Annotated in this window: 19 protein-coding genes and 1 pseudogene; 10 read left to right on the forward strand and 10 right to left on the reverse strand. The window is 68.4% G+C overall.

Going from position 1 to position 19,624, the window contains the following annotated elements:
- The first annotated feature begins 346 nt into the window (after positions 1-346).
- Both ACJ8AT_RS22705 and ACJ8AT_RS22710 read left to right on the forward strand, forming a co-directional pair.
- Positions 347-1,375 (forward strand): hypothetical protein, encoded by a 1,029-nt coding sequence (locus ACJ8AT_RS22705; protein WP_407739902.1) that lies wholly within the window; start codon positions 347-349, stop codon positions 1,373-1,375.
- A 2-nt stretch (positions 1,376-1,377) separates the two neighbouring features.
- Positions 1,378-1,833, forward strand: coding sequence for an immunity 26/phosphotriesterase HocA family protein (locus ACJ8AT_RS22710; RefSeq protein ID WP_407739903.1), 456 nt, complete (start codon positions 1,378-1,380; stop codon positions 1,831-1,833).
- A gap of 27 nt (positions 1,834-1,860) precedes the next feature.
- On the opposite strand, the gene ACJ8AT_RS22715 is transcribed toward ACJ8AT_RS22710, so the two are convergent.
- The gene (locus ACJ8AT_RS22715) at positions 1,861-2,982 is read right to left on the reverse strand and encodes an aminotransferase class I/II-fold pyridoxal phosphate-dependent enzyme (protein ID WP_407739904.1); all 1,122 of its coding nucleotides are present in this window, start codon (positions 2,980-2,982) and stop codon (positions 1,861-1,863) included.
- A gap of 155 nt (positions 2,983-3,137) precedes the next feature.
- Here ACJ8AT_RS22715 and ACJ8AT_RS22720 point away from each other — a divergent pair, with 155 nt between their 5' ends.
- From ACJ8AT_RS22720 to ACJ8AT_RS22730, 3 genes are all read left to right on the forward strand, one after another.
- On the forward strand, positions 3,138-3,617 hold the full coding sequence (locus tag ACJ8AT_RS22720; RefSeq protein ID WP_407739905.1) for a TlpA disulfide reductase family protein: 480 nt from the start codon (positions 3,138-3,140) through the stop codon (positions 3,615-3,617).
- A 47-nt stretch (positions 3,618-3,664) separates the two neighbouring features.
- Positions 3,665-4,708 carry an SDR family NAD(P)-dependent oxidoreductase gene (locus tag ACJ8AT_RS22725; protein ID WP_407739906.1) on the forward strand — a complete coding sequence of 348 codons (1,044 nt, stop codon included), beginning with the start codon at positions 3,665-3,667 and terminating at the stop codon, positions 4,706-4,708.
- A gap of 75 nt (positions 4,709-4,783) precedes the next feature.
- Entirely contained in the window at positions 4,784-5,407 is a 624-nt protein-coding gene (locus tag ACJ8AT_RS22730; RefSeq protein WP_407739907.1) for an NADPH-dependent F420 reductase, read from the forward strand.
- A 68-nt stretch (positions 5,408-5,475) separates the two neighbouring features.
- On the opposite strand, the gene ACJ8AT_RS22735 is transcribed toward ACJ8AT_RS22730, so the two are convergent.
- Positions 5,476-7,209 (reverse strand): DUF4215 domain-containing protein, encoded by a 1,734-nt coding sequence (locus ACJ8AT_RS22735; protein WP_407739908.1) that lies wholly within the window; start codon positions 7,207-7,209, stop codon positions 5,476-5,478.
- 91 nt (positions 7,210-7,300) lie between these two features.
- Between ACJ8AT_RS22735 and ACJ8AT_RS22740 the strand changes: the two genes are divergently transcribed.
- The gene (locus ACJ8AT_RS22740) at positions 7,301-7,972 is read left to right on the forward strand and encodes a zf-TFIIB domain-containing protein (RefSeq protein ID WP_407739909.1); all 672 of its coding nucleotides are present in this window, start codon (positions 7,301-7,303) and stop codon (positions 7,970-7,972) included.
- A gap of 10 nt (positions 7,973-7,982) precedes the next feature.
- Here ACJ8AT_RS22740 and ACJ8AT_RS22745 read toward each other — a convergent pair whose 3' ends face one another.
- Both ACJ8AT_RS22745 and ACJ8AT_RS22750 read right to left on the reverse strand, forming a co-directional pair.
- Positions 7,983-8,186, reverse strand: a complete 204-nt coding sequence (locus ACJ8AT_RS22745) for a hypothetical protein (protein WP_407739910.1) — start codon at positions 8,184-8,186, stop codon at positions 7,983-7,985.
- Between the two features lie 160 nt (positions 8,187-8,346).
- Positions 8,347-9,447 (reverse strand): MJ1255/VC2487 family glycosyltransferase, encoded by a 1,101-nt coding sequence (locus tag ACJ8AT_RS22750; RefSeq protein ID WP_407739911.1) that lies wholly within the window; start codon positions 9,445-9,447, stop codon positions 8,347-8,349.
- Positions 9,448-9,506: 59 nt separating this feature from the next.
- Here ACJ8AT_RS22750 and ACJ8AT_RS22755 point away from each other — a divergent pair, with 59 nt between their 5' ends.
- Positions 9,507-9,827: a hypothetical protein gene (locus ACJ8AT_RS22755; RefSeq protein WP_407739912.1), complete on the forward strand. Its 321-nt coding sequence runs from the start codon at positions 9,507-9,509 to the stop codon at positions 9,825-9,827.
- A gap of 150 nt (positions 9,828-9,977) precedes the next feature.
- Positions 9,978-10,871, forward strand: a complete 894-nt coding sequence (locus tag ACJ8AT_RS22760) for a LysR family transcriptional regulator (protein ID WP_407739913.1) — start codon at positions 9,978-9,980, stop codon at positions 10,869-10,871.
- A gap of 24 nt (positions 10,872-10,895) precedes the next feature.
- On the opposite strand, the gene ACJ8AT_RS22765 is transcribed toward ACJ8AT_RS22760, so the two are convergent.
- Positions 10,896-11,996, reverse strand: a complete 1,101-nt coding sequence (locus tag ACJ8AT_RS22765; RefSeq protein WP_407739914.1) for an isoaspartyl peptidase/L-asparaginase family protein — start codon at positions 11,994-11,996, stop codon at positions 10,896-10,898.
- A 148-nt stretch (positions 11,997-12,144) separates the two neighbouring features.
- Here ACJ8AT_RS22765 and ACJ8AT_RS22770 point away from each other — a divergent pair, with 148 nt between their 5' ends.
- Both ACJ8AT_RS22770 and ACJ8AT_RS22775 read left to right on the forward strand, forming a co-directional pair.
- Entirely contained in the window at positions 12,145-14,571 is a 2,427-nt protein-coding gene (locus tag ACJ8AT_RS22770) for an ATP-binding protein (protein ID WP_407739915.1), read from the forward strand.
- Positions 14,572-14,642: 71 nt separating this feature from the next.
- The gene (locus tag ACJ8AT_RS22775) at positions 14,643-15,113 is read left to right on the forward strand and encodes an N-acetyltransferase family protein (protein WP_407739916.1); all 471 of its coding nucleotides are present in this window, start codon (positions 14,643-14,645) and stop codon (positions 15,111-15,113) included.
- Here the strand turns inward: ACJ8AT_RS22775 and ACJ8AT_RS22780 are convergent.
- The 5 genes and pseudogenes from ACJ8AT_RS22780 to ACJ8AT_RS22800 all read right to left on the reverse strand — a co-directional run.
- On the reverse strand, positions 15,070-15,867 hold the full coding sequence (locus tag ACJ8AT_RS22780) for a polysaccharide deacetylase family protein (protein ID WP_407739920.1): 798 nt from the start codon (positions 15,865-15,867) through the stop codon (positions 15,070-15,072). The two genes, ACJ8AT_RS22775 and ACJ8AT_RS22780, sit on opposite strands and share 44 nt — an antisense overlap.
- A 192-nt stretch (positions 15,868-16,059) precedes the next feature.
- Entirely contained in the window at positions 16,060-17,103 is a 1,044-nt protein-coding gene (locus ACJ8AT_RS22785) for a YARHG domain-containing protein (protein ID WP_407739917.1), read from the reverse strand.
- A gap of 16 nt (positions 17,104-17,119) precedes the next feature.
- Positions 17,120-18,436, reverse strand: a complete 1,317-nt coding sequence (gene rsmB, locus ACJ8AT_RS22790; protein WP_407739918.1) for a 16S rRNA (cytosine(967)-C(5))-methyltransferase RsmB — start codon at positions 18,434-18,436, stop codon at positions 17,120-17,122.
- Positions 18,433-19,374: a type II 3-dehydroquinate dehydratase gene (locus ACJ8AT_RS22795; RefSeq protein ID WP_407739919.1), complete on the reverse strand. Its 942-nt coding sequence runs from the start codon at positions 19,372-19,374 to the stop codon at positions 18,433-18,435. The genes rsmB and ACJ8AT_RS22795 overlap by 4 nt, the downstream gene beginning before the upstream one ends.
- A gap of 31 nt (positions 19,375-19,405) precedes the next feature.
- Positions 19,406-19,624 (reverse strand): annotated as a pseudogene (locus tag ACJ8AT_RS22800) (methionyl-tRNA formyltransferase); the annotation flags it as partial.

Raw genomic sequence — 19,624 nt, forward strand, 5'->3', positions numbered from 1 at the left:
CAGCGACAAGGACTGCGCTGAGCAGCGTCTTCATATTGATTGAGCGCCTCCGGCTCGGGGGTTTGCGAGAGACAGACTCCTGCCTGGACGCGACCCAGGCGACGGAGCGGGCGCACTCTACGGCCCCAATTCCAGAAAAGGCGAGAACCTTGGAGAACGGGCTTATCAGGAGGCGCGACTCGGCGCGTCATGTTCATTCCTGCTCAATGCCCGCTGAGGCACTACGAAGGGCTCACCGATGAGATCTCCGTGGGTCTACGCCTCAGGATTCCGCGTTGACATGAACGCACAGCCTGCTTGTAGGTTCGAACTCTTATTGGCAGGAGCCAACGCCTGGAGGCGCTGCGTGTCGCGTGGGTGGGTGGTGCTGCTGTGCATGGTGCTGGTGGGGTGTAGCGGCACGGCTCCCAGCATCCGTGATACCCCGGAGCAGCCCCAGCGCTGTGTCTATGTCCCGCGCCGTGGCGGTGAGGCCAGTGCCCGGAACGAAACGGGTGCTTCCGCTCGCGAGGGTATGCACGTGGTGCTGGTGGCCGCAGCGGCGGGGGCTTCGCCCGTGGCTCCACTCGCTCCACGCTCGGTACCTTCGCTGGAGGGGCTGTCGGGCGAGAGCCTGGGGGATGGAGTCCCCCGCGGCGTGCTCCGGCTCGTGCCAGAAGGCGGCCCGGGTGCGGAGGCCGGGGCTGGCGGCGCGGCGGGAGAGGTGGTGGTGGTGGGAGGTGCGGTGGTCGCGGCGGTCGGCAGCGGCCTCCTGGTGTGCCTGACCGCCAGTGCGGCCGCGGATGGGGAGAAGACTCCCATCGACATCGCTGACGAGTACTACGGCACGCACTTCGGGGATGTGAAGGGCTGGGTCCAAGGTCAATACCCGCCCCAGGCTCCCCCTGGCGCGGCGCCCGAGTCGAAGCCCTACAAGAGTGACAAGAAGCGGCTGGGGCGCCTCTACGTCACCTACACGAAGTTCAATAAGGTTACCCGCCGTCGCTACGCGGGGCGGACAAGCATGGTCGTCGATCTCACTCAGTCCCTCGCACTTCAAGCGATAGCGGCCGTTCTCATTCGAGACAAAAACCATCACATGGACGAGGACATCGAACCGAAGAGCGCTGGGTTCGACAATGCGCAAGTGGATAGGTTCGATGTTGGGAGCGCCATTGACTACAACCAGAGATACAATGATGTCGCGTATTGGCGGATTCGCGGAAGAGAGCAGCAATTGATTGATTCCCTGGGGGGCGCTCGCTCTGACACCGGAGAGCCCTATCAATCTGAGAATACCGTCCGCGGCGTGGCGAAAGACAATCCGCGAGGCCGACAGTTCCACGATGCCGCCACGGAGATGTGGGGCGAGCTTCACTCGTACACAGGATACTAGAAATGCCGCGACTCTACAGGCCGGGCTCGTTCTTAAGAATTCCTCTCGCCGACGGCTCCTTTGGCTATGGCCGGGTGCTAAAGCTGCCGCACGACGCCTATTACAATTACAGAACCGAGACTCCGGATTCCGACCTGGAGCGCATCGCCTCCCAGCCCATCCTCTTCAAGATTTCTGTCCGCCACCTGGAAGAGCGGAGGTGGGAGCTCATCGGGTGGATGAAATTGGAGGAGCAGTTTTCTCAACCCATCGTTCAGTTCATGCAGGACATCGGAAACTTCCGCGACTGCATGATCTTCGACACTGCCGGCAATGAGAGAAGTGCGGAACCGCAAGAGTGCGTCGGGCTTGAGCGCGCCGCTGTTTGGGAAGAGGAGGGGGTCGAGCAACGCCTGCTCGACACCTTCATGGGGCGCTCCAACGAGACGGTGGAGGATATGAAAGTACGCTTAAAATAGGATAGCCCTCCACCCGCGCCGGAAGGCTCAGCGGAACGTCGCCTCGCAGAAGCGCTCCAGCCGCGCGAGGGCCTCCGAAAGCTGGGTGCGCCCCAGCCCCATTCGAAAGTGGTTGCCCGGAAAGTCATACACATTGCCCGGCAGCAGCAGCACACCTTCGCGCTCCACCAATGCCTGGCAGAAGTCGGCCACCGGCATGTCCCGCAGCAGGCGCGGAAAGGCCACGCTCCCCGCGCGAGGCCGCACCCAGCGGAACGTGTCCGCGTGGCGCGCGAAGAACGCATCCAGCCGCTTCAGGTTGTCCTCCAGGATGGCCCGGCTGCGCGCCAGCACCTGCTCCCGGGCACGCAGGGCGATGAGCGCGAGCACCTCGCTCGGGGCGCTGTTGCAGATGGTGGTGTAGTCCTTGTACGCCGCGCACCGGCGCAGCAGCTCCGCGTCCCGGCTCGCCAGCCAGCCCACTCGCAGGCCCGCGAGCCCAAACGCCTTGGACATCACCCCCAGGCTGACGCCGCGAGAAGTGCGCTCCACCGCCGCAGGCAGCGTCCGCGCCGGCGCGTGCTCCAGCAGCCGGTACACCTCATCGGACAACAAGTACACCCCGCGCTCCTCGGCCAGCGCGCACAGCGCCTCGAACATGGCGGGCTCCGGCAACGCACCCGTGGGGTTGTGCGGAAAGTTCACCACCAGCAGCCGGGTGTTCGGCCGCAGCGCTCGTCGCACCGCGTCCAGATCCAACGCCCAGCCGTCCTCCTCGCGCAGCGGCAGCAGCGTCACCTCCGCTCCCGTGGCACGCGCCACCTCATACAAGGACTGGTAGCCCGGCCACGTCACCACCGCGTGCTCCCCCGGCCCCAGCAGCACGTTCATCAGGACGAACACCGCCTCCTCGGCCCCGGCGAACGTCAGCACCTGCTCGGCCGACAGCCCCGGGTAGAGGTCCGCGATGGCCTCGCGTAGGGCTGGCAGGCCCGTGGACTCGGTGTAGCCGAGCGTCAGGGACTCCCACCGGGCCCGAGCCTCCGGGTCCGCCAGCGCCAGCAGCTCCGCCATGCGCCAGCCTTCGATGTCCGAGGTGCACAGCAGGTAGGGCGCGGAGAACTCCCACCGCGCGAAGTACCGCTCCAGCTTGAAGTCGGGGATGCGCACGCCTTGGCCTCCGGCGCCTGCTCGGCTGCCGCGGGCGCCTCCTCCCCCCTCCACTCAGGCAGGCGAGCCCGGCCTGGAACCGGCGTGGGGGACACCGGCCCCCGATGCATAGCTTGAGTCACGGCCGGTCCAACGTCTTTTCGCGGAGCGTTCCCATGGCTTTAGATGATGAGCATTACGTCCCCCTCACGCTGCTGGATCCAGACGGGGGCTGGATCAACTCCCCCGTTCACGTCTCGCAGCTGCACGGCCGCCCGGTCCTGCTGCACTTCTGGTCCATGGACTGCGAGTCCTGCGTGGACCAGCTCGATCAGGTCCAGGGTTGGATCCGCGAGTACATCCCGCGAGGACTGGTCGTCATCGGCGTGGACGTGACGCATTCGGAGTCCGAGCTGCGGGACACCAACGCCGTGGAGGAGTTCGCGCGCCGGCATGGGCTGCACCACCCCATCGCGGTGGATGATGGCTCCATGGCGCAGGCGTACGGCGTGGACTCGCACCCGGGCTACCTGGTCTTCGACACCCAGGGCATCCTCCGGATGCAGGCCACCCGCCTCGAGCAGATGCAGGACGTGCGCAGGCTCCTCGAGCGCCTCACCGGGCCCGAGGCGACCACGGGAGCGTTCGCCCCCTGAGCCGCGCCGCGCGCCGCAGCCCCAGACACCCTCACGGAGCCCGAGCCATGGCAGAGCGACACATGAAGCAGAACCCCCGTCTCACCCTGGGCACGGTGGTCGCAGCCGGTGTCGGCGCGGCGCTGGGCCTGCGCGCCTTGCTGCGCCCGCGCATGAACTTCCGGGACAAGACGGTGCTCATCACCGGCGGCTCGCGGGGGCTCGGCCTGGTGCTCGCGCGGGCCTTCCTGAAGGAGGGGGCGCGAGTGGCCATCTGCGCCCGGGACGAGGCGACGCTCGATCGGGCGCGGGTGGAGCTGGAGCGCCTGGGCGGAGAGGTGCTCGCGGTGCCGTGTGACGTGACGGACCCGGTGCAGGTGGAGGCGTTGATCTCCGCGCTGCATGAGCGCTTCGGCGCGGTGGACGTGCTGGTGAACAACGCCGGCGTCATCCAGACGGGCCCGCTCGAGTCGATGACGCTGGAGGACTTCGAGGAGTCCATCGCCACGCACCTGTGGGGGCCGCTCTATACGACGCTGGCGGTGCTGCCGGAGATGAAGCGGCGCGGCGAGGGGCGCATCATCAACATCTCCTCCATCGGAGGGAAGCTGGGCGTGCCGCACATGGTGCCCTACAGCGCGAGCAAGTTCGCGCTGGTGGGCCTGTCCGACGGCATGCGGGCGGAGCTGGCGCAGGATGGCATCCTGGTGACGACGGTGTGCCCGGGGCTGATGCGCACGGGCAGCCCGCGCAACGCCACCTTCAAGGGCGACCACGAGAAGGAATATGCGTGGTTCTACGTGAGCGACTCGCTGCCGGGCTTCTCGATGAACGCGGAGCGGGCGGCGCGGAAGATCATCGAGGCGGCCCGCCGCGGTGACGCGGAGGTGCTGGTGGGACTGCCGGCGAAGCTCGGGGCCGTGGCCCGTGCCTTCGCGCCGAACCTGACGGCGTCGATGCTGGCGTTCGTGAATCGCTGGCTGCCTCAGGACGGCCACCCCGAGCGCTTCACGGGCAAGCAGAGCGAGACACCGCTGACTCGCTCGTGGCTGACGGAGCTGTCACGCCGGGCCGCCGAGCGCAACAACGAGACGGAGGCTCCCCTCCACTGAGGCGCTCCGCTGGGAAAACGCTGCCGAGCCACCCTCCCCTGGGTTATGGCTGGTAGCAACCCAGGAGGGAGTGTCATGAAGATCGGGATCATCGGCTCGGGGTACATTGGCGAGACGGCCGCGCGCCTCTTCATCAAGGCAGGCCACGAGGTGGCCCTCAGCAACTCGCGCGGTCCGGAGTCCCTGAAGGACAAAGTCCGCGAGCTCGGACCGCAAGCGCGCGCCACGAGCGTGGAGGACGCCGCGGCCTTCGGCGAGGTGGTGCTCGTCGCGGTCCCCCTCAAGGCCTATGAGCAGCTGCCGCGCGCCCAGCTCTCCGGGAAGATCGTCATCGACGCGATGAACTACTACCCGCAGCGCGATGGAGAGATTGACTTCCAGGGCAAGTCCACGAGCGAGTTCGTCGCCCGGCACCTGCCCGGCACGCGGGTGGTGAAGGCGTTCAACACCATGTGGTTCAAGACGCTCGGGCAGGACTGCAAGCCGGGAACTCCGCTCGAGGAGCGGCTGGTGCTGTTCCTCGCCGGAGACGACGCCGGGGCCAAGCAAACCGTGTCCCAGCTCATCGAACAGATCGGCTTCGCGCCCGTGGACACCGGCTCGCTGGCCGTGGGTGGGAAGCGGCAGCAGCCGGGCTCCGCCGTCTACAACCGGCCCATGCGGCCGGCCCAGGCCCGCGAGGTGCTCGCCACGCTGTAGCCCTCGCGGCCCCGGACTTCACCTCAGGCAAGGTGGCGCGGCAGCTCCCGCGCCACCTCGGGCTGGCCTCAGCCGAAGATCACCTGGCAGGTGTTGCTGCAGGCGTCGTTGTTGTTGGTGTTGCCGTCGTCGCAGTCCTCGCCGTTCTCCTGCTGGAGCACGCCGTCACCGCAACGGGGACCGAGGATGCAGCCCGGCGCGCACTGGCCGTAGCCGCCGGTGTTCGTGCCGTTGTCGCACTGCTCGGGCGGCTGGACGATGCCGTCTCCGCAGGTGTTCTTGCACTCGGTGCGGCGGGTAACGAAGTTGGTGAGGGTGAGCTGGTACGAGGACGCCGTCGTGTGGCGTTCCGCCTGGAAGACGACGGCCTCATAGACCTTGCCCACCGTGAGGCCCAGATCCGAGCGCCCCGAGAGCGTAAGAGTCTGGCTCATCGCCGAGTGGACGCCGCCGAGATCCACGGCCAGGTGCCCGTTGACGAAGACCCACACGTCGTCGTCACCGCGGAACGCGAGCACCTCGGTGCCCTTGTACTCGAACCAGTAGCGCGCCTCGCTGGTGAAGCTGAAGTTGTGGGGGGGGGTGGTCTGCGGATTCTCCTGCCCCGCGGCCACCCAGCCCTTCCCATCGAGCGGGAAGAAGTTCGGGTTGTCGAACAGGTACGAGCCGTTCGCCTGCCGATTCAGCGTCAGCGTGGACACCAGGGTCTTGTTCACGTTCGTCGTGTCCCGGTACCATTGATCAAAGGCCGTCTTGCCGTGGGTGGTGCTGTTCGCGACGTTCGTCACCGCGTACACCGGCTTGCCGTCCGTGCCGAGCAGGTTGGCGACGATGCCCGTCTCCGCCCCGTTCTTGTTGTTGAAGTCCTGGTGCTCGGCAATGGTGCCGCTCGGCGTCTTGCAGCCCACTCCCACGAAGTCCCGGTACACCACTGGGATGTCGACGGTGGCCGGCGGCTGCTCCTCGATAGTCTGGCACTGGAAGCCGGGCTCGAACTTGCAGTCGGACGAGCACCCATCCCCGGAGCGCAGGTTGCCGTCATCGCACTCCTCGGTGGTGTCACCCGGGAGGATCAGCCCGTCTCCGCACACCGCCGTGCAGGTGCCGTTGGAGCACTGGGGCTCGCGGGTGCACAGCGGCGAGCACCCATCTCCCATGTCGTTGTTGCCGTCGTCGCACTGCTCGGTCCCCTCCACCACCTTGTCACCGCAGACGGTGGGGACGCAGGCCTGCCCCGGCACGGGGCACTTGTAGCCGCGCTCCAGGCGGCAGGTGGCGCTGCACCCATCCCCGCTGGTGGGCGTGGCGTTGTTGTCCTCGCACTCCTCGTCGCCCGCGACGATGCCGTCACCGCACCTCGCGGCGGTGCAGCGGCCTCCGCTGGTGGGGCAGTTCCAGCCAGCCTCCACGGTGCACGAGGAGTTGCACCCATCGTTGGAGGTGGTGTTGTGGTCGTCGCACGTCTCGCCCGTGCCGACGCGGCCATCGCCACACGCGTTGCGCACGCAGGGCGTGCCCGCGATGTCACAGAACCAACCGGCCTCGATCGCCTTGCAGTCCGCCGCGCAGCCGTCGCCGCTCACCGTGTTGCCGTCGTCACAGGCCTCGCCGGCCTGAATCGTCCGGTTGCCGCACGCGAGGGTGGTGCCGCCGTCGCCTCCATTCGTGCCGCCATCCGTGTTGCCGCCACCCGGATCGAGATGGGGCCCATCGGGGGGATCTCCCACGCAGCCCACGAGCGTCATGAAGAGCGAGAGGAGGATCAGCCTTGAGAACGAAGATCGAGAGGGAGTTTGAGCCATGCCCCCGATCGTGGGAGTCAGAGGCTGAACAGTCAATCAACTCTGACTCCGGCTGTCTGGAGAAGTGGCCTTGAGTGCTACTCTCTTTTCCATGAGTGCCTGTCCTTTCTGCCAAGAGCGGATGCGCGCCACCTTCCTCGAGGGGCTGCCGCGCGAGGAGTGCACCGCGTGCGGTGCCGTGTGGATCGAAGGCGAGTCGCTGACGAAGGTGATGGGAGGCTCCGTCTCGGATGCGCTGCTGCGCAGAGCAAAGAACCAGCCGGGCGTCTGCAAGGGCTGTGAGGCGCAGCTCCGGTTCGTGCCGAGCTGTCCCGAGTGTGGCCTCATTGCGCCCACGTGCCCGCGGTGCGGCACCGCTCCGCTGCCTGTCCTGGAGGCGCTCGGGATCAAGGTGGATGTCTGCGCCGGGTGCAGCGGCGTGGGGCTGGATGCGGGCGAGTTGCAGCAGCTCCACGAGGCAGCCGCGGCCTATCGAGACGAGGGGCTGGACCTGCGTCCCAAGGTCCAGCCCGACACGCCCGCTCGCTGCGCCGCGTGCGAGCGCAAGCTCAAGCCCGAGCACGCCTTCGTCTGGGAGGAGCGGTTCTATTGCGGAAGCTGTGCTCCCGAGGGAGCAGCTCCCTACACAGCCGAGCTGACGAAGGCCCGCCCCAGTGCCATGCCCGACGTGGGCCGGGGCCGGTACGGGCTGGCGGGCGGCACGCTGGATGACACCGCCACCGAGTCCGCCCTGCTGTGGCTGTTCTCCAAGCTCTTCAAGTGAGGCGGCGCCATCACTTGCCGCGCTTGCTGTCCTCCTCCGACTCGAGCGGGTGCACTGTCACCACGTGCCCATCCTTGTCCGGAGAGCTCCGCACGGCGTCCAGCTCCTCGGGCTCGCGAGGGGCGCGCTCCGAGAAGTTGTCGCCTTGAAGGTGACGCTGGCGCTGCTCGCTCGTGCCTCCGTAGCCCTCTTGCAGCTTTGATTCCTTCGCCATGGCTTCCTCCCCGGATTCGAGTCCCGTTCGGTAACCCTGGGGACGACGGCCAGTAGGAGCAAGCAGGGAAGCCCCGAGGCATGCCGCGCATGCGCGAGGCAGAGCCCGCCGCTGCCCGGGTGCTGCCCGAGCATGCGGGCCCTGCAAAGTGCGAAGCGGCTCAGTCCCGCTCCGACATCTCCGCTCGCCAGTGGCCCCGGTGCTCGTAGGCGCGCGCGAGCTGCTCGCGCAGCGCGGCGAGGATCTGCGTGTTGCCCTCCTGCACGTAGCCCTTGAGCGACTCCTGGCACGCCGGCACGCGCGAGAGGAACTCCTGGAGCGCCTCCATCGTGAGCTGCTTCGTGTACATCCCGTACCCGAGCTTCTCCAGGTACAGCGCGTTGATCACCTGCTCGAACTGCCCCTCTACCGGGATGGAGAGCATGGGCTTGTGCAGGTACACCGCCTCGCTCATCAGCGTGTAGCCGCCGCCGGCCACCACCGCCCGCGCCGTGCGCAGGTCATCGATGAAGCCCTTCTCGCTGAAGGGCCGGTACATCAGGTTGCCGTCCACCACGTCCCCGGTGATGTCCCGGCGCAGGCCATAAATCCGGCACGGCAGCCCGCTCTGCTTGAGGATGTTGGGCAGCTCCGTGTTCGTCGTGGACGTCTGGTACACCAGCAGGTGCTCGCCCGGCTCGGACTTCGCCTCCAGGATTTCGGGCCGGAGGATGGAGGGCGCCAGCGTGGTGCGCTCCTTGCGCACCGGCGGGTAGAAGAACGTGGTGATGATGTAGTGGAAGGCCCCCGGCAGCTTCGCCTTCACGATGGTGCGCGTGCCCTCGTAGGCGTCCTCCCACCCGGCCAGCAGCTCCGGCTCGTGCTTGCACCGGTTGATGATCTGCATGTTGTCCACGCTGATCACCGGCAGCCGGTGGAGCTTGCCGAACATGTAGCTGAAGGACTCGAAGTCGCTGACGACGACGTCCGGCTGGAACTTCTCCACCAGCTCGAAGTACTGGCGGATGTTCTGCGGCCAGCCCGTCACCGCGCCCTGCAGGTTCTGCAGCAGCGTCTGCCACTTGCTCACCGAGTTGCCTTCATAGGCCAGGGTGTAGCCCCAGATGCCGTGCACGTTCTGGAAGCGCTTGGACAGGTAGTCCCGCGCCCGCCCGGAGACGACGATGTGGACCTCGTGCTCCTTCGTCAGCTCCTCGAGGAGCACCCGCGAGCGCGTCGCATGTCCCATGCCCTCGCCAACGACACCGTAGAGGATTCGCATGGCGCCAGAGCATACGCAGGTTGTGGCGCTCGTGCCCGCACGGTGATAGCTCCAGGGGTATGAGCTCCGCTCCGGACAGCTCGGGCCAGCCCTCCCGCTCCCCTCTCGCCTCTGTCGGCCGCGCCGCCTTCTTCGGGCTCGCCGTGGGCATGGTGGTGGGCGGGTTCTGGCTGGCGGCCCTGGGCCTGCGCGGGCTCTACGTCCCGTTCGACTGCGCGGGCCTCACCAAGAACGAGTGTGAGCTGAGCTCCGAGGCGATGATCCACGTCGGCCGCGTGCAGACGCTCTGCGGCGGAGCCCTCATCGCGCTCGCGCTGTCCCTCTACGTCGTGCTGCGCCCCTACCTCTTCTCGAAGCCGGCTCCGCCCCAGCAGCCCTGAGCGGCTCTCGCCAGCGCCTGCTCCTTCCTCCGCCCACCCTGCCCCCTCGGCCCTGGAGCCTCCTGGCGGGCAAGCACCATGGCGCACAGGCGTAAGGCCAGCTAATTACCCCTAGCCTTATGCATGGCCTTCAGTATAGGAGGCGCACTTATGCAGCTTGAATCCCTGAAGATGTTCTGTGACGTGGTGGAGACGGGCTCGTTCTCCCGCGCCGCGCAGCTCAACCATGTGACGCAGTCGGCGGTGAGCCAGCAGATCCGCGCCCTGGAGAACCGCTACGAGCAGAAGCTGCTGTCGCGCAGCGCCCGCCAGGTGACGCCCACGCCCGCGGGCGAGCGGCTGTTCCGCGGCTGCAAGGAGATCCTCGCGCGCTTCGCCGAGGTGGAGTCGGAGATCCGCGAGCAGTCCACCGAGGTGCAGGGCACCTCCACGGTGTCCACCATCTACTCGGTGGGCCTGCACGAGCTGCAGAGCGTGCAGAAGCAGCTGCTGAAGACGCACCCCAAGGTGAACATGCGCCTGAACTACCGGCGCAATGATCAGGTGTACGACGACGTCATCCTCGGAGCGGCGGAGATCGGCATCGTCGCCTACCCTCAGCCGCGCGCGGGCGTGGACATCCTCCCGTTCCGCGATGACAAGCTGGCGGTCGTCTGCGCGCCCAACCACCCGTTCGCCGGCAAGGCGAAGGTGAGCCTCACGGCCCTGTCCGGCGTGCCCTTCATCGCCTTCGATCGCGAGGCGCCCACGCGCAAGGCGCTGGACCGGCTCTTCCGCGAGAAGAACCTGGATCTCAACCCGGTGATGGAGATGGACAACGTGGAGACCATCAAGCGCGCGGTGGAGATGGGGCTCGGGGTGGCCATCCTCCCGCTGTCCACCTGCCACGCCGAGGTGGCCGTGGGCTCGGTCGTGGTGAAGCCGTTCGCCGAGGGGCCCGTGTCGCGTCCCATCGGCCTGCTCATCCGCAAGGGCAAGTACCTGGACCGGGCCTCCGCGGCGGTGCTCGACGCCTTCAAGCAGGCGGCGGCCCTGGAGGAGTAGCCACCGCCCGGCGCCAGGAGCCGCTCACTCCTGGAAGATGGCCACGTGGGGCGTGCCGTCCTCGCCCATGTAGCCGCGGTACATGCCGGAGGAGTTGAAGGGCATGGCCACATGGCCCTGCGCATCCATGGCGATGACGCCGCCCTCGCCTCCGGCCTTCACCAGCTCGTCCATCACCACCCAGCGGGCGGCCTCCTGCAGCGGCAGCTTCAGGTACTCCATGCGGGCGCAGATGTCGTGGGCCACGGTGTAGCGGATGAAGAACTCGCCGTGCCCGGTGGCGGAGATGGCGCAGCGCGGGCTGGCGTAGGTGCCGGCGCCGATGAGGGGCGAGTCCCCGACGCGGCCATAGCGCTTGTTCGTCATGCCTCCCGTGGAGGTGGCCGCCGCCAGGTTCCCTGACTGATCCAGCGCCACCGCGCCCACGGTGCCGAACTTGTCCCCGCCGGTGGCCGGATCCCGGCTCGGCATGAGCGAGGAAGAGGGCTGGCCGGGCGGTGAGGCCTTCTCCTGCTCCAGCGCCTTCTGGAGCTGCTGCCAGCGCTCCTCGGTGCGGAAGTACTCGGCCGGCACCAGCTCGATGCCCTGCTCCTTGGCGAAGGCCTCGGCGCCATCCCCCACCATCATCACGTGCGGGGAGCTCTCCATCACCTTGCGCGCCAGCGTGATGGGGTTCTTCACATGGCGGACCCCGGCGACGGCGCCCGCCCGGAGCGTCTTGCCGTCCATGATGGCCGCGTCCAGCTCGTTCTGCCCGTCATGGTTGAAGACGGCGCCCTTGCCGGCGTTGAAGAGCGGCGAGTCCTCCATGATGCGGATGGCGGCGCTCACCGCGTCGAGGCTGGAGCCTCCCTGCGCGAGGATGGCGTGCCCGGCCTGGAGCGCCTCGGTGAGCTTGGCGCGGTAGGCGGCCTCCTTCTCGGGCGAGAGCGTCTCCCGGCGGATGACGCCCGCGCCTCCGTGGATGACGATGCCCCACTGGGGCTTGCTCGAGGTGGCAGGCGAGGAGGCCCCAGCGGCTTCCTCCTTCGCGACAGGCTGCTGGGCGGCACACCCGAGCAGCGGCAGGGCCAGAGCCAGACCCAGGACGAGAGCGCGACGCAGCGCTATGGAACGGACGGGCATAGGCGGGGTTATCCCACTCCCCCTGCGAGTTGACCATCAATGGCCCCAAAATCTGAAATTCCCGCATTCATCGCATTTCCGCTTGACCCCCCTAAGGCGTTGGCCCGAAGGTGCGCCTGTAATGCCTTGCGTTCCGGGGGGACGCACCATGACCAATCCTTCACAGCTCCGTGGGGCTGCGTCTGCCCATTTCCTGGCCGGGGGCGCGACGGTTGCCAACCCGCTGGTGGGACTGCTCGTCCTGATCGGCTGGGCGTGGAATGTCCCCGCCCTGAAGTCGCTGGTGCCTGGGCTGTCCGCGATGGCTCCCAATACCGCCGTGGGTCTCATCCTGGGGGGCGTGGCCCTGGGCCTGCTCCACCCGAGCGCCTCCACACGAACCCGGCGAGGGGTGGGTAAGGCCTGCGCTGGGGCGCTGATCCTGATCGGGCTGCTCACCCTGCTCCAGGAGTCCCACCTGACGGGCCTGAGCTTTCAGGACGGGCTCTTCCAGTGGACGGGCTGGGCTCCCCGGGAGTCGCTCCCCCTGTCGGCCCCCAGCACCGCTTGGTGCTTCGTGCTGCTCGGGGCCGCGCAGTTGCTGCTCGGGCACCCGGCGCCCTTCCCCGCGTGGCGGATGGATACGCCCGTCATCCTGGCGCTGCTCGTCGCCTTGTTCGAGTTCAACGGCAAGCTCCATGGGGTGCTGCGGCTCGCGGACAGCTCCGGCATGGCGCTGCGCGAGGGGATGGAGCTGCACACCTCGCTCCTGCTCATGCTGCTCGGGATGGGGATTGTCTGCGCGCGGCCGGCGCAGGGGCTGATGGGACAGCTCACCCGGGACACGCTCGGCGGCTTCCTCGCGCGGCGGCTGGTGCCGGTGAGCATCCTCGGCCCCACCCTGGTGGGAGTGGCGCTGGAGCTGCTCCACCGGGGGAACTTCTTCACCCTGCCCACGCAGGCCGCGCTCTTCTCCACGGTGATGAGCCTGGGGGGCATGGGGATCGTCTTCCTGTCCGCCCACGCGCTCAACCGCATTGACGCCGAGCGCCGCCAGGCCAGTGCCTCGCTCCAGGCCTCGGAGGAGCGCTTCCGCGGGCTGCTGGAGACGGCCCCGGATGCCGTCCTCACCGTGGACAGCACCGGCCACGTGCGCTTCGCGAACGCCCAGGCGGAGCACCTGCTCGGCTACCCGCGCGAGGAGCTGATCGGCCAGGAGGTGGAGCAGCTCGTCCCGGGGCTGCTGCGAGAGACGCACCGCCTCCCGCGTGAGGCCTCCCGCGCCCCGCTCACGGTTGAGCGCAATACCGGGGGAGTCACCCTGCTGGCCCGCCCCAAGAGCGGAGCCGAGCTCCCCGTGGACGTAACCTTGAGCCCCTTCACCGCTCCCGAGGGAGAGACCGTCACCGCCATGCTCCGGGATGTGACGGAGCGCGAGCGGTACGTGGCAGGGCTGAGGGCTGCCCGCGCCGAGGCCGAGCGAGAGCGCGCCTTGCTCCAGACCGTGGTGGATCACGCTCCCGTGGGCATCCTCTTCGTGGACCCCACGACGGATGAGGTGCGCATCAACTCCACCCTCCGGCAGATGCTGGGCGTGCCCACGAACCTGGAGCTTGCACGCCAGCAGTACCTTAGGCGGATCCGGCACCCGGATGGACAGCCGGTCCGCTTCGCGGATCTCCCCTCCACGCGAGCGCTGGAAGGCCATGAGGTGGCCCCAGAGAGATATGTCATCGACCGCGCGCAGGGGCCGCTCCCCGTGCTCTCGTCAGCGGCGCCGTTGCGTGGGCCCCAGGGCGAAGTCCGCGGCGTGATCGTCTGTGTCCAGGACGCCTCGGCCCACGAGGAGCTGGGGCGGCTGCGTGAGGAGTACGTGGGGCTCATCTCCCATGATCTGCGCACCCCGCTGCAGAACATCACCCTGCGCGGCCAGCTCCTGCTGCGCTCGCTGCGGGAGAAGAGGCTCGAGAGGGAGGTGGGCGCGGCAGAGGCGCTGCTGCGAAACGCGCGGCGGATGAGCGGCATGGTGGAGGAGCTGCTGGAGGGCTCGCGGCTGGAGTCGGGGCAGGTGGAGCTGCACCGCGAACCGTTGGACATGAGCCGCTTCCTCGAGGAGGTGATCGAGCGCAGCGTGCCGCCGGACGCGCGCGAGCGCCTGCGCCTGGAGGTGGCCACTCCGGTGCCGTGGCTCCCCGCGGACGCACCACGGCTGGAGCGGGTGCTGGTGAACCTGCTCACCAACGCCCTGAAGTACAGCGCTCCGGAGGCCCCGGTGGTGGTGCGGCTGGAGCAGGAGGGCGGCCAGGTGCGCATCTCCGTGAAGGATCAGGGCCAGGGGCTGCACCCCGAGGAGGCCGCGCGGCTCTTCACCAAGTACTACCGCACGCACGAGGGCAAGCGCTTGGAGGGAGTGGGGCTGGGGCTGTACATCAGCCGGCTCATCATCGAGGCCCACGGAGGCCACATCTCCGTGGAGAGCACCCCGGGCCAGGGCGCCACCTTCGTCCTCTCCTTGCCCCTCACCCAATCCTCACGGGAGGAGGAGCGTCAGGCCATGCCCTCCCCGGGCGAAAACTCCCCGTCTCAGTCCTCTTGAGAAAACGCTCCGCCGCATGCTCATTGCGTCGGGGCGCGGCCCGGGCGAGCCTGCCAGGGATGGAGGCTCCCGTGCCACGCATCCGCCCCGCCACGCCTGAAGATCTCTCCGCCCTGGGCACCGCGCTCGCGCCCCTGCCGCTCTTCCGGGCCTATCAGCTCACCGCCTCGGCGCTCACCCAGCGCTTCGAGTCCGCGCTCCAACGAGGCGAAGGGCTGCTGCTGGCGGAGCTGGAGGGAGCGCCGGTGGGCGTGTGCTGGTTCATCGCTCGCGGGGCGTTTGGAACGGGGGCCTACCTGCGCACGCTCGCGGTGAAGGAAGGGCTCCAGGGCCAAGGAGTCGGCGCGGAGCTGCTCCGAGGCTACGAGCGCGGCAGCGGCGATCCTCCGGGCGGCTGGTTCCTGCTCGCCTCGGACTTCAACGCGGGCGCGCACCGCTTCTACGAGCGTTACGGGTACCGCGAGGCCGGCCGGCTGCCGGACTTCGCGGCCCAGGGCGTCACGGAACGGATATACTGGAAACCGCGTCCTGCAGCGGGCTGACCTGCCGCGGATCATTGCAGAGCGGAGGCGGGCGCTCCTTCAACAGCTGCCCCACGGTCACCAGCTCATAGCCTCGCTTGCGCAGGCCCTGGATGATGTCCGGGAGCGCCTCGGCCGTGTGGAACTGTTTGTGGTTGATGTGCATCACGATGATGCTGCCGGGCCTGGCCAGCTTGAGCACCCAGGGCACCAGCCGCTCCTTCGTGGCGTGGTCGTCCGGATCGCCCGACGCCACGTCGAACTCGATGGCGGTGAGCCCGGCCTTGCCCACCTCGGATGCGAGGCGGGTGTCGAACTCGCCGAAGGGCGGGCGGAAGTACTCGGGGATCTGCCCGGTGAGGTTGTAGATCTCCGCCTGCGTGTGGAGCAGCTCCGCCAGGGCCTCCGACGGCTTGAGCTCCGTCATGTGCTTGTGCGTGTACGAGTGATTGCCCAGCTCGAAGAGCGGGTTGTGCGCCAGCTCGAGCACGGTCTGCGGGCTGTGCTTCACCCAGGAGCCGCTGAGGAAGATCGTCGCCGGGGTGCGCGTCTCCTGGAGCACCTTGGTGATGCGCTCGTCGTACTCGGACGTCGTCGGACACGCGTCGAACGTCAGCGCCACGCGCATGTCGTCGCGCAGGCCATTGTGCACCACCGGAGGCACGAAGGAGGCAATGGGCGGAGGAGGAAGCTCCACCTTCGTCTCCACCGGGGCGGGCACCTCGTACCCCGATAGGTCCACCTCGGCACAGCCAGAGGCCAGCCCCATCCCCATCACAGCCACCACTGTCCTCAGACCGACACGCATTGCCCCATAAGTATCGCGGACGGGGGCTTCGCGCGAAGTAGGCACATGTGCGCACTACGCTCTCAGCGGACTTGACACACTCCCAGCCAGAAGCCGCCAACCACCTGGAGTCTCTTCTTTTCTGCTCTCTGCCACCCACCCGGGGCGGCTGCGGCCTTATCAGGCCGCGTCGGTGGCGGGATCTATCAGCCAGTCTTCGTCCTTGAGCGGGCCGCCGAACTCGTCCTCCACTGAGCGGATCAGCGCGATGTTGCGCTTGTCGTTCTCCGTCAGGCGCGCGTCCGTGTACGCCGCGTCCTCGTGGTACCAGCTCATCGCCTTGAAGTGCGCCTGGAGGATCTTCGATTTGAAGGGCCGGCCCCGCCGCGCGTAGAGGGTGTTGCGCAGCAGCCGCAGATCTCTCAGCGACAGCTGGCGCAGTTCCTGGACCGAGAGGATCCGGTCCAGCGACGCCTGCGAGCCCTTCTCCAGCTTCCCGGTGTCGCTGGCGAAGCTGCCCAGCGCACGGCTGATCAGGCCCAGCTCGATGCGCGCCTCGGCCGAGAGCTTGTCCTCGCTGAACTTCGGGTCCGGCCGGTACCACTTCTCCTGGCGGAACTGGCAGTCCCGGGACTCCGTGCCCTCGCACTGCGAGCCGGTGCAGCCCTCCTCGGTCAGCGGCTGCTTGGGCTCCTCACAGGAGCGGACCTTGGTGCCGTCCTTCAGCTCCCACTCGTAGACGTCGTTGAACACCTTGCCCGCGCGCGCGTAGAGGGTGTCCTGCATCAGCCGCAGCTCGCGCTCGGTGAAGGACTGCTCGCGCACGGCGATGAAGTGCACGTTCTTGCGGTCCGCGTCCGACAGCAGCTTGTAGGAGAAGTTCGGGTTCGGCTTGAACCAGGGCTGCTTCTGGAAGTGCTCCAGCAGCCACGCCTTGCGGAAGCCGGACCAGCCGTAGCGGGCGAAGATGGTGTTGCGCAGGATGGCCAGCTCGCGCAGCGACTTGTCCTCCAGCAGATCGCCCTCGCAGGTGACGCGCGGAGGGATGAGCTCCTGGTTGATCTCGCAGGGCATCGCCTTCGCCGAGTACCCGGGGATCTGATCCGCGGGGGCTGGGACGTAGGCGCTCGCCGGGGGCTTCTTCCCCTGCGCCGCCGCGGGCAGTGCCAGCAGCGTCAGCGCGAGCAGCATGGCTCGACCGAGCAGGCGTCTCCTCCTGTGCATCCGTGGGCCTCCCTCTTCAGTACAGCTTACGCAAGCGGGCGGCGAAGAAGCCATCCCACCCCTCGGGCCCCGGCAGCGAGCGCAGCGAGGCCTGGGCCAGGGGCAGCTTCACTCCCGGCAGCAGCGGAGGCTCCGCCGTCCACTCCGGGTGGCTGCGCAGGAACATCTCCACCTGGTCCTGTCCCTCCTGGGGCTCGGTGGTGCACACGGCGTAGACCAGCAGCCCTCCGGGCGGCACCTCCTCCTGGCAGTTCTCCAGGATGCGGCGCTGGAGCGAGGCCAGCCGGCCGATGTCCTCCTCCTTGCGCCGGTAGCGCAGCTCCGGGTGCCGCCTCAGCGTGCCCAGCCCAGAGCACGGCGCGTCCACCAGCACCGCGTGGAACTCGCCCAGGTCCTCCGGCAGCGGCACCGTCGCGTCATGCGCCACCGCGCGCAGCCTCCCGGTGAGGCCCAGCCGCTTCGCCTCGGCTTCGATCTTCGGCAGCTTGTTGGCGTGCAGGTCCGTGGCCACCACCTCGTGCGACTCCGCCAGGTGACACGCCTTGCCGCCCGGCGCGGCGCAGGCATCCAGCACGCGCGCCGTCTCCGGCAACGCGCCGTACACGCCCACCAGCTGCGCCGCCTCGTCCTGCACCTGCCAGAGCCCCTCGCTGTAGCCGTACACGTCCTCCAGCCGTCCCACCGGAGGCAGGGTGATGCCCACCGGGGACACCGCCGTGGGTTGTGCCTCCAGCCCCACCTCGCGAAACTGCGCCAGGAGCGCCTCTCGCGTCACCTTCGAGCTGTTGGCGCGAATCACGATGGGCGGTGTCTGGTTGTCCGCCACGAGCATCGCCTCGGCGCGCTCCCGGCCGAAGTGGCGCAGCCACCGCTCTACCAGCCACCGGGGGTGGCTCTCGCGGATGGAGAGGTACTCGGCGACGTTGCTCTCCGGCGGCAGCGGCGGGCCCGGCAGCTCCGCCAGCTTGCGCAGGATGGCGTTGACGAAGCCCGCCGCACGCGCCACGCCCAGATCCTTGAGCGCCTGCACCGTCTCGGCCACGGCCGCCCGCGCGGGCACTCGGGTGTGGAAGATCTGATAGGCCCCGATGCGCAGGGCGGCCAGCACCCGATCCTCCATCGAGTCCAGCTTCCGGTCCGCGAAGCGGGTGATGGCATGGTCCAGCGCGAGCTGTCGCCGCGTGGCGCCGTAGGCCAGCTCCGTGGCGAGCGCCGTGTCACGAGGGTCCTTCAGCGGCGACTCGGACAGCATCGTGTCGAGGACGACGTTGAGGTACGCGTCGGTGGCGCGCACGCGCGAGAGCACCTGGATGGCGAGGGTGCGTGCGTTCATCCTTCGAGCTGGGTCATCAGGTCCACGAGCTGCTCATCCGAGAGGCGGCTCGCGGGAAGGGTGGAGAGCGTGAGCATCTGCAGGCTGTCCTCGAGCATGTCCCGGTAGCCGCTCTCGGCGGGGGCTCCGCGCTGGACCTCCAGGAACTGCGCGCGGGCCCAGGTGGCCAGCGCTCCCGGGGTGAGCTTCCCAGCGAGCCGATCCGCGATCTTCTGCCGCACCAGCGCCCGGGTGAGCAGATCCGCGCCCGGTGTCCCCTTCGAGCCACGCCCGAGCGTCTTCTCCTTCTCCCCCTTCGCGGGCTTGTCCGCCGCCTGCGTCTTGCGGCCCAGCGTCTTGACGGGGCCCCCCGCATCCGCGGTGCGCGCCAGCGCCTTCACAGGGGTGACGGTCACTCCGTCCCCTCTGCTCACCAGCGCCTTCACGGAGACGGGTGCGCCGGCATCGGGCTCGAAGGCCTCCGCCTTGCGGCCGATCGTCTTCGCCTTCCCAGGCGCCGCGGCCTTGCCGCGCTCACGGCCGGAGGTGAAATCTCCCCGGGCGAAGCGATCGATCGCCTGGAGGTAGGAGTCGAAGCCCTTGCCGGATAGCTGTGCCGCGCACGCCTCCTTCACCACGGACTGCTTGGCGCGGGCACCATCCAGGTGAACCTCGACGGCGGGCACGCCCACGGCCTCCAGGGCGTCCTTCAGCGCGTACGAGCCGAACAGGCCGGCGGGGTTCACCACCACGCCGTCGATGCCGCGTCGCTCGGCCTGAAGGGTGTCGATGAGCACGCCCTCGTGGTTGGACTGGACGATCTTCAGCTCCAGGCCATGGCTGGCAGCCCGAGCGCGAAGCGCGCTGTTGAGGTCCTCGAGCCGCCCGCTCGCGGTGCCTTCCCGCTCCCCCAGGAGGTTCAGGTTCGGCCCATGCAACACCAGCAGTCTCATCGTCATCCGCGCGTCTCCTCTCCTCGCTCCAACAGCCTCAGTTCTTGCACTCCACCGGGGCCGAGAACGGCTGGCTGCCCGGTGCCAGCTTCCGGCCCGAGAGGAACTCGGCGGCGCTCATCACCCGCTTGCCCTCCGGCTGGACCTCCAACAGCACGATCGAGCCCTCGCCACACGCCACCTCGATTCCCTCATGGCTCGCCACCAGCACCGTGCCGGGAGCGCCCTTCCCCGTGCCCACCTTCGTCCGGTGCAC

Source organism: Hyalangium sp. (assembly GCF_045802625.1).
In the GTDB taxonomy this organism is placed as follows: Bacteria; Myxococcota; Myxococcia; order Myxococcales; family Myxococcaceae; genus Hyalangium.

What these genes read in the sequence shown, in the direction of transcription:
- ACJ8AT_RS22740 (WP_407739909.1), top strand. Translation starts at nt 7,301, where the DNA reads ATGAGTGCCTGTCCTTTCTGCCAAGAGCGGATGCGCGCCACCTTCCTC.
- ACJ8AT_RS22780 (WP_407739920.1), bottom strand. Translation starts at nt 15,867, where the DNA reads ATGGGGATGGGGCTGGCCTCTGGCTGTGCCGAGGTGGACCTATCGGGG.
- rsmB (WP_407739918.1), bottom strand. Translation starts at nt 18,436, where the DNA reads ATGAACGCACGCACCCTCGCCATCCAGGTGCTCTCGCGCGTGCGCGCC.
- ACJ8AT_RS22765 (WP_407739914.1), bottom strand. Translation starts at nt 11,996, where the DNA reads ATGCCCGTCCGTTCCATAGCGCTGCGTCGCGCTCTCGTCCTGGGTCTG.
- ACJ8AT_RS22730 (WP_407739907.1), top strand. Translation starts at nt 4,784, where the DNA reads ATGAAGATCGGGATCATCGGCTCGGGGTACATTGGCGAGACGGCCGCG.
- ACJ8AT_RS22710 (WP_407739903.1), top strand. Translation starts at nt 1,378, where the DNA reads ATGCCGCGACTCTACAGGCCGGGCTCGTTCTTAAGAATTCCTCTCGCC.
- ACJ8AT_RS22720 (WP_407739905.1), top strand. Translation starts at nt 3,138, where the DNA reads ATGGCTTTAGATGATGAGCATTACGTCCCCCTCACGCTGCTGGATCCA.
- ACJ8AT_RS22760 (WP_407739913.1), top strand. Translation starts at nt 9,978, where the DNA reads ATGCAGCTTGAATCCCTGAAGATGTTCTGTGACGTGGTGGAGACGGGC.
- ACJ8AT_RS22725 (WP_407739906.1), top strand. Translation starts at nt 3,665, where the DNA reads ATGGCAGAGCGACACATGAAGCAGAACCCCCGTCTCACCCTGGGCACG.
- ACJ8AT_RS22735 (WP_407739908.1), bottom strand. Translation starts at nt 7,209, where the DNA reads ATGGCTCAAACTCCCTCTCGATCTTCGTTCTCAAGGCTGATCCTCCTC.
- ACJ8AT_RS22770 (WP_407739915.1), top strand. Translation starts at nt 12,145, where the DNA reads ATGACCAATCCTTCACAGCTCCGTGGGGCTGCGTCTGCCCATTTCCTG.
- ACJ8AT_RS22785 (WP_407739917.1), bottom strand. Translation starts at nt 17,103, where the DNA reads ATGCACAGGAGGAGACGCCTGCTCGGTCGAGCCATGCTGCTCGCGCTG.
- ACJ8AT_RS22750 (WP_407739911.1), bottom strand. Translation starts at nt 9,447, where the DNA reads ATGCGAATCCTCTACGGTGTCGTTGGCGAGGGCATGGGACATGCGACG.
- ACJ8AT_RS22745 (WP_407739910.1), bottom strand. Translation starts at nt 8,186, where the DNA reads ATGGCGAAGGAATCAAAGCTGCAAGAGGGCTACGGAGGCACGAGCGAG.
- ACJ8AT_RS22795 (WP_407739919.1), bottom strand. Translation starts at nt 19,374, where the DNA reads ATGACGATGAGACTGCTGGTGTTGCATGGGCCGAACCTGAACCTCCTG.
- ACJ8AT_RS22755 (WP_407739912.1), top strand. Translation starts at nt 9,507, where the DNA reads ATGAGCTCCGCTCCGGACAGCTCGGGCCAGCCCTCCCGCTCCCCTCTC.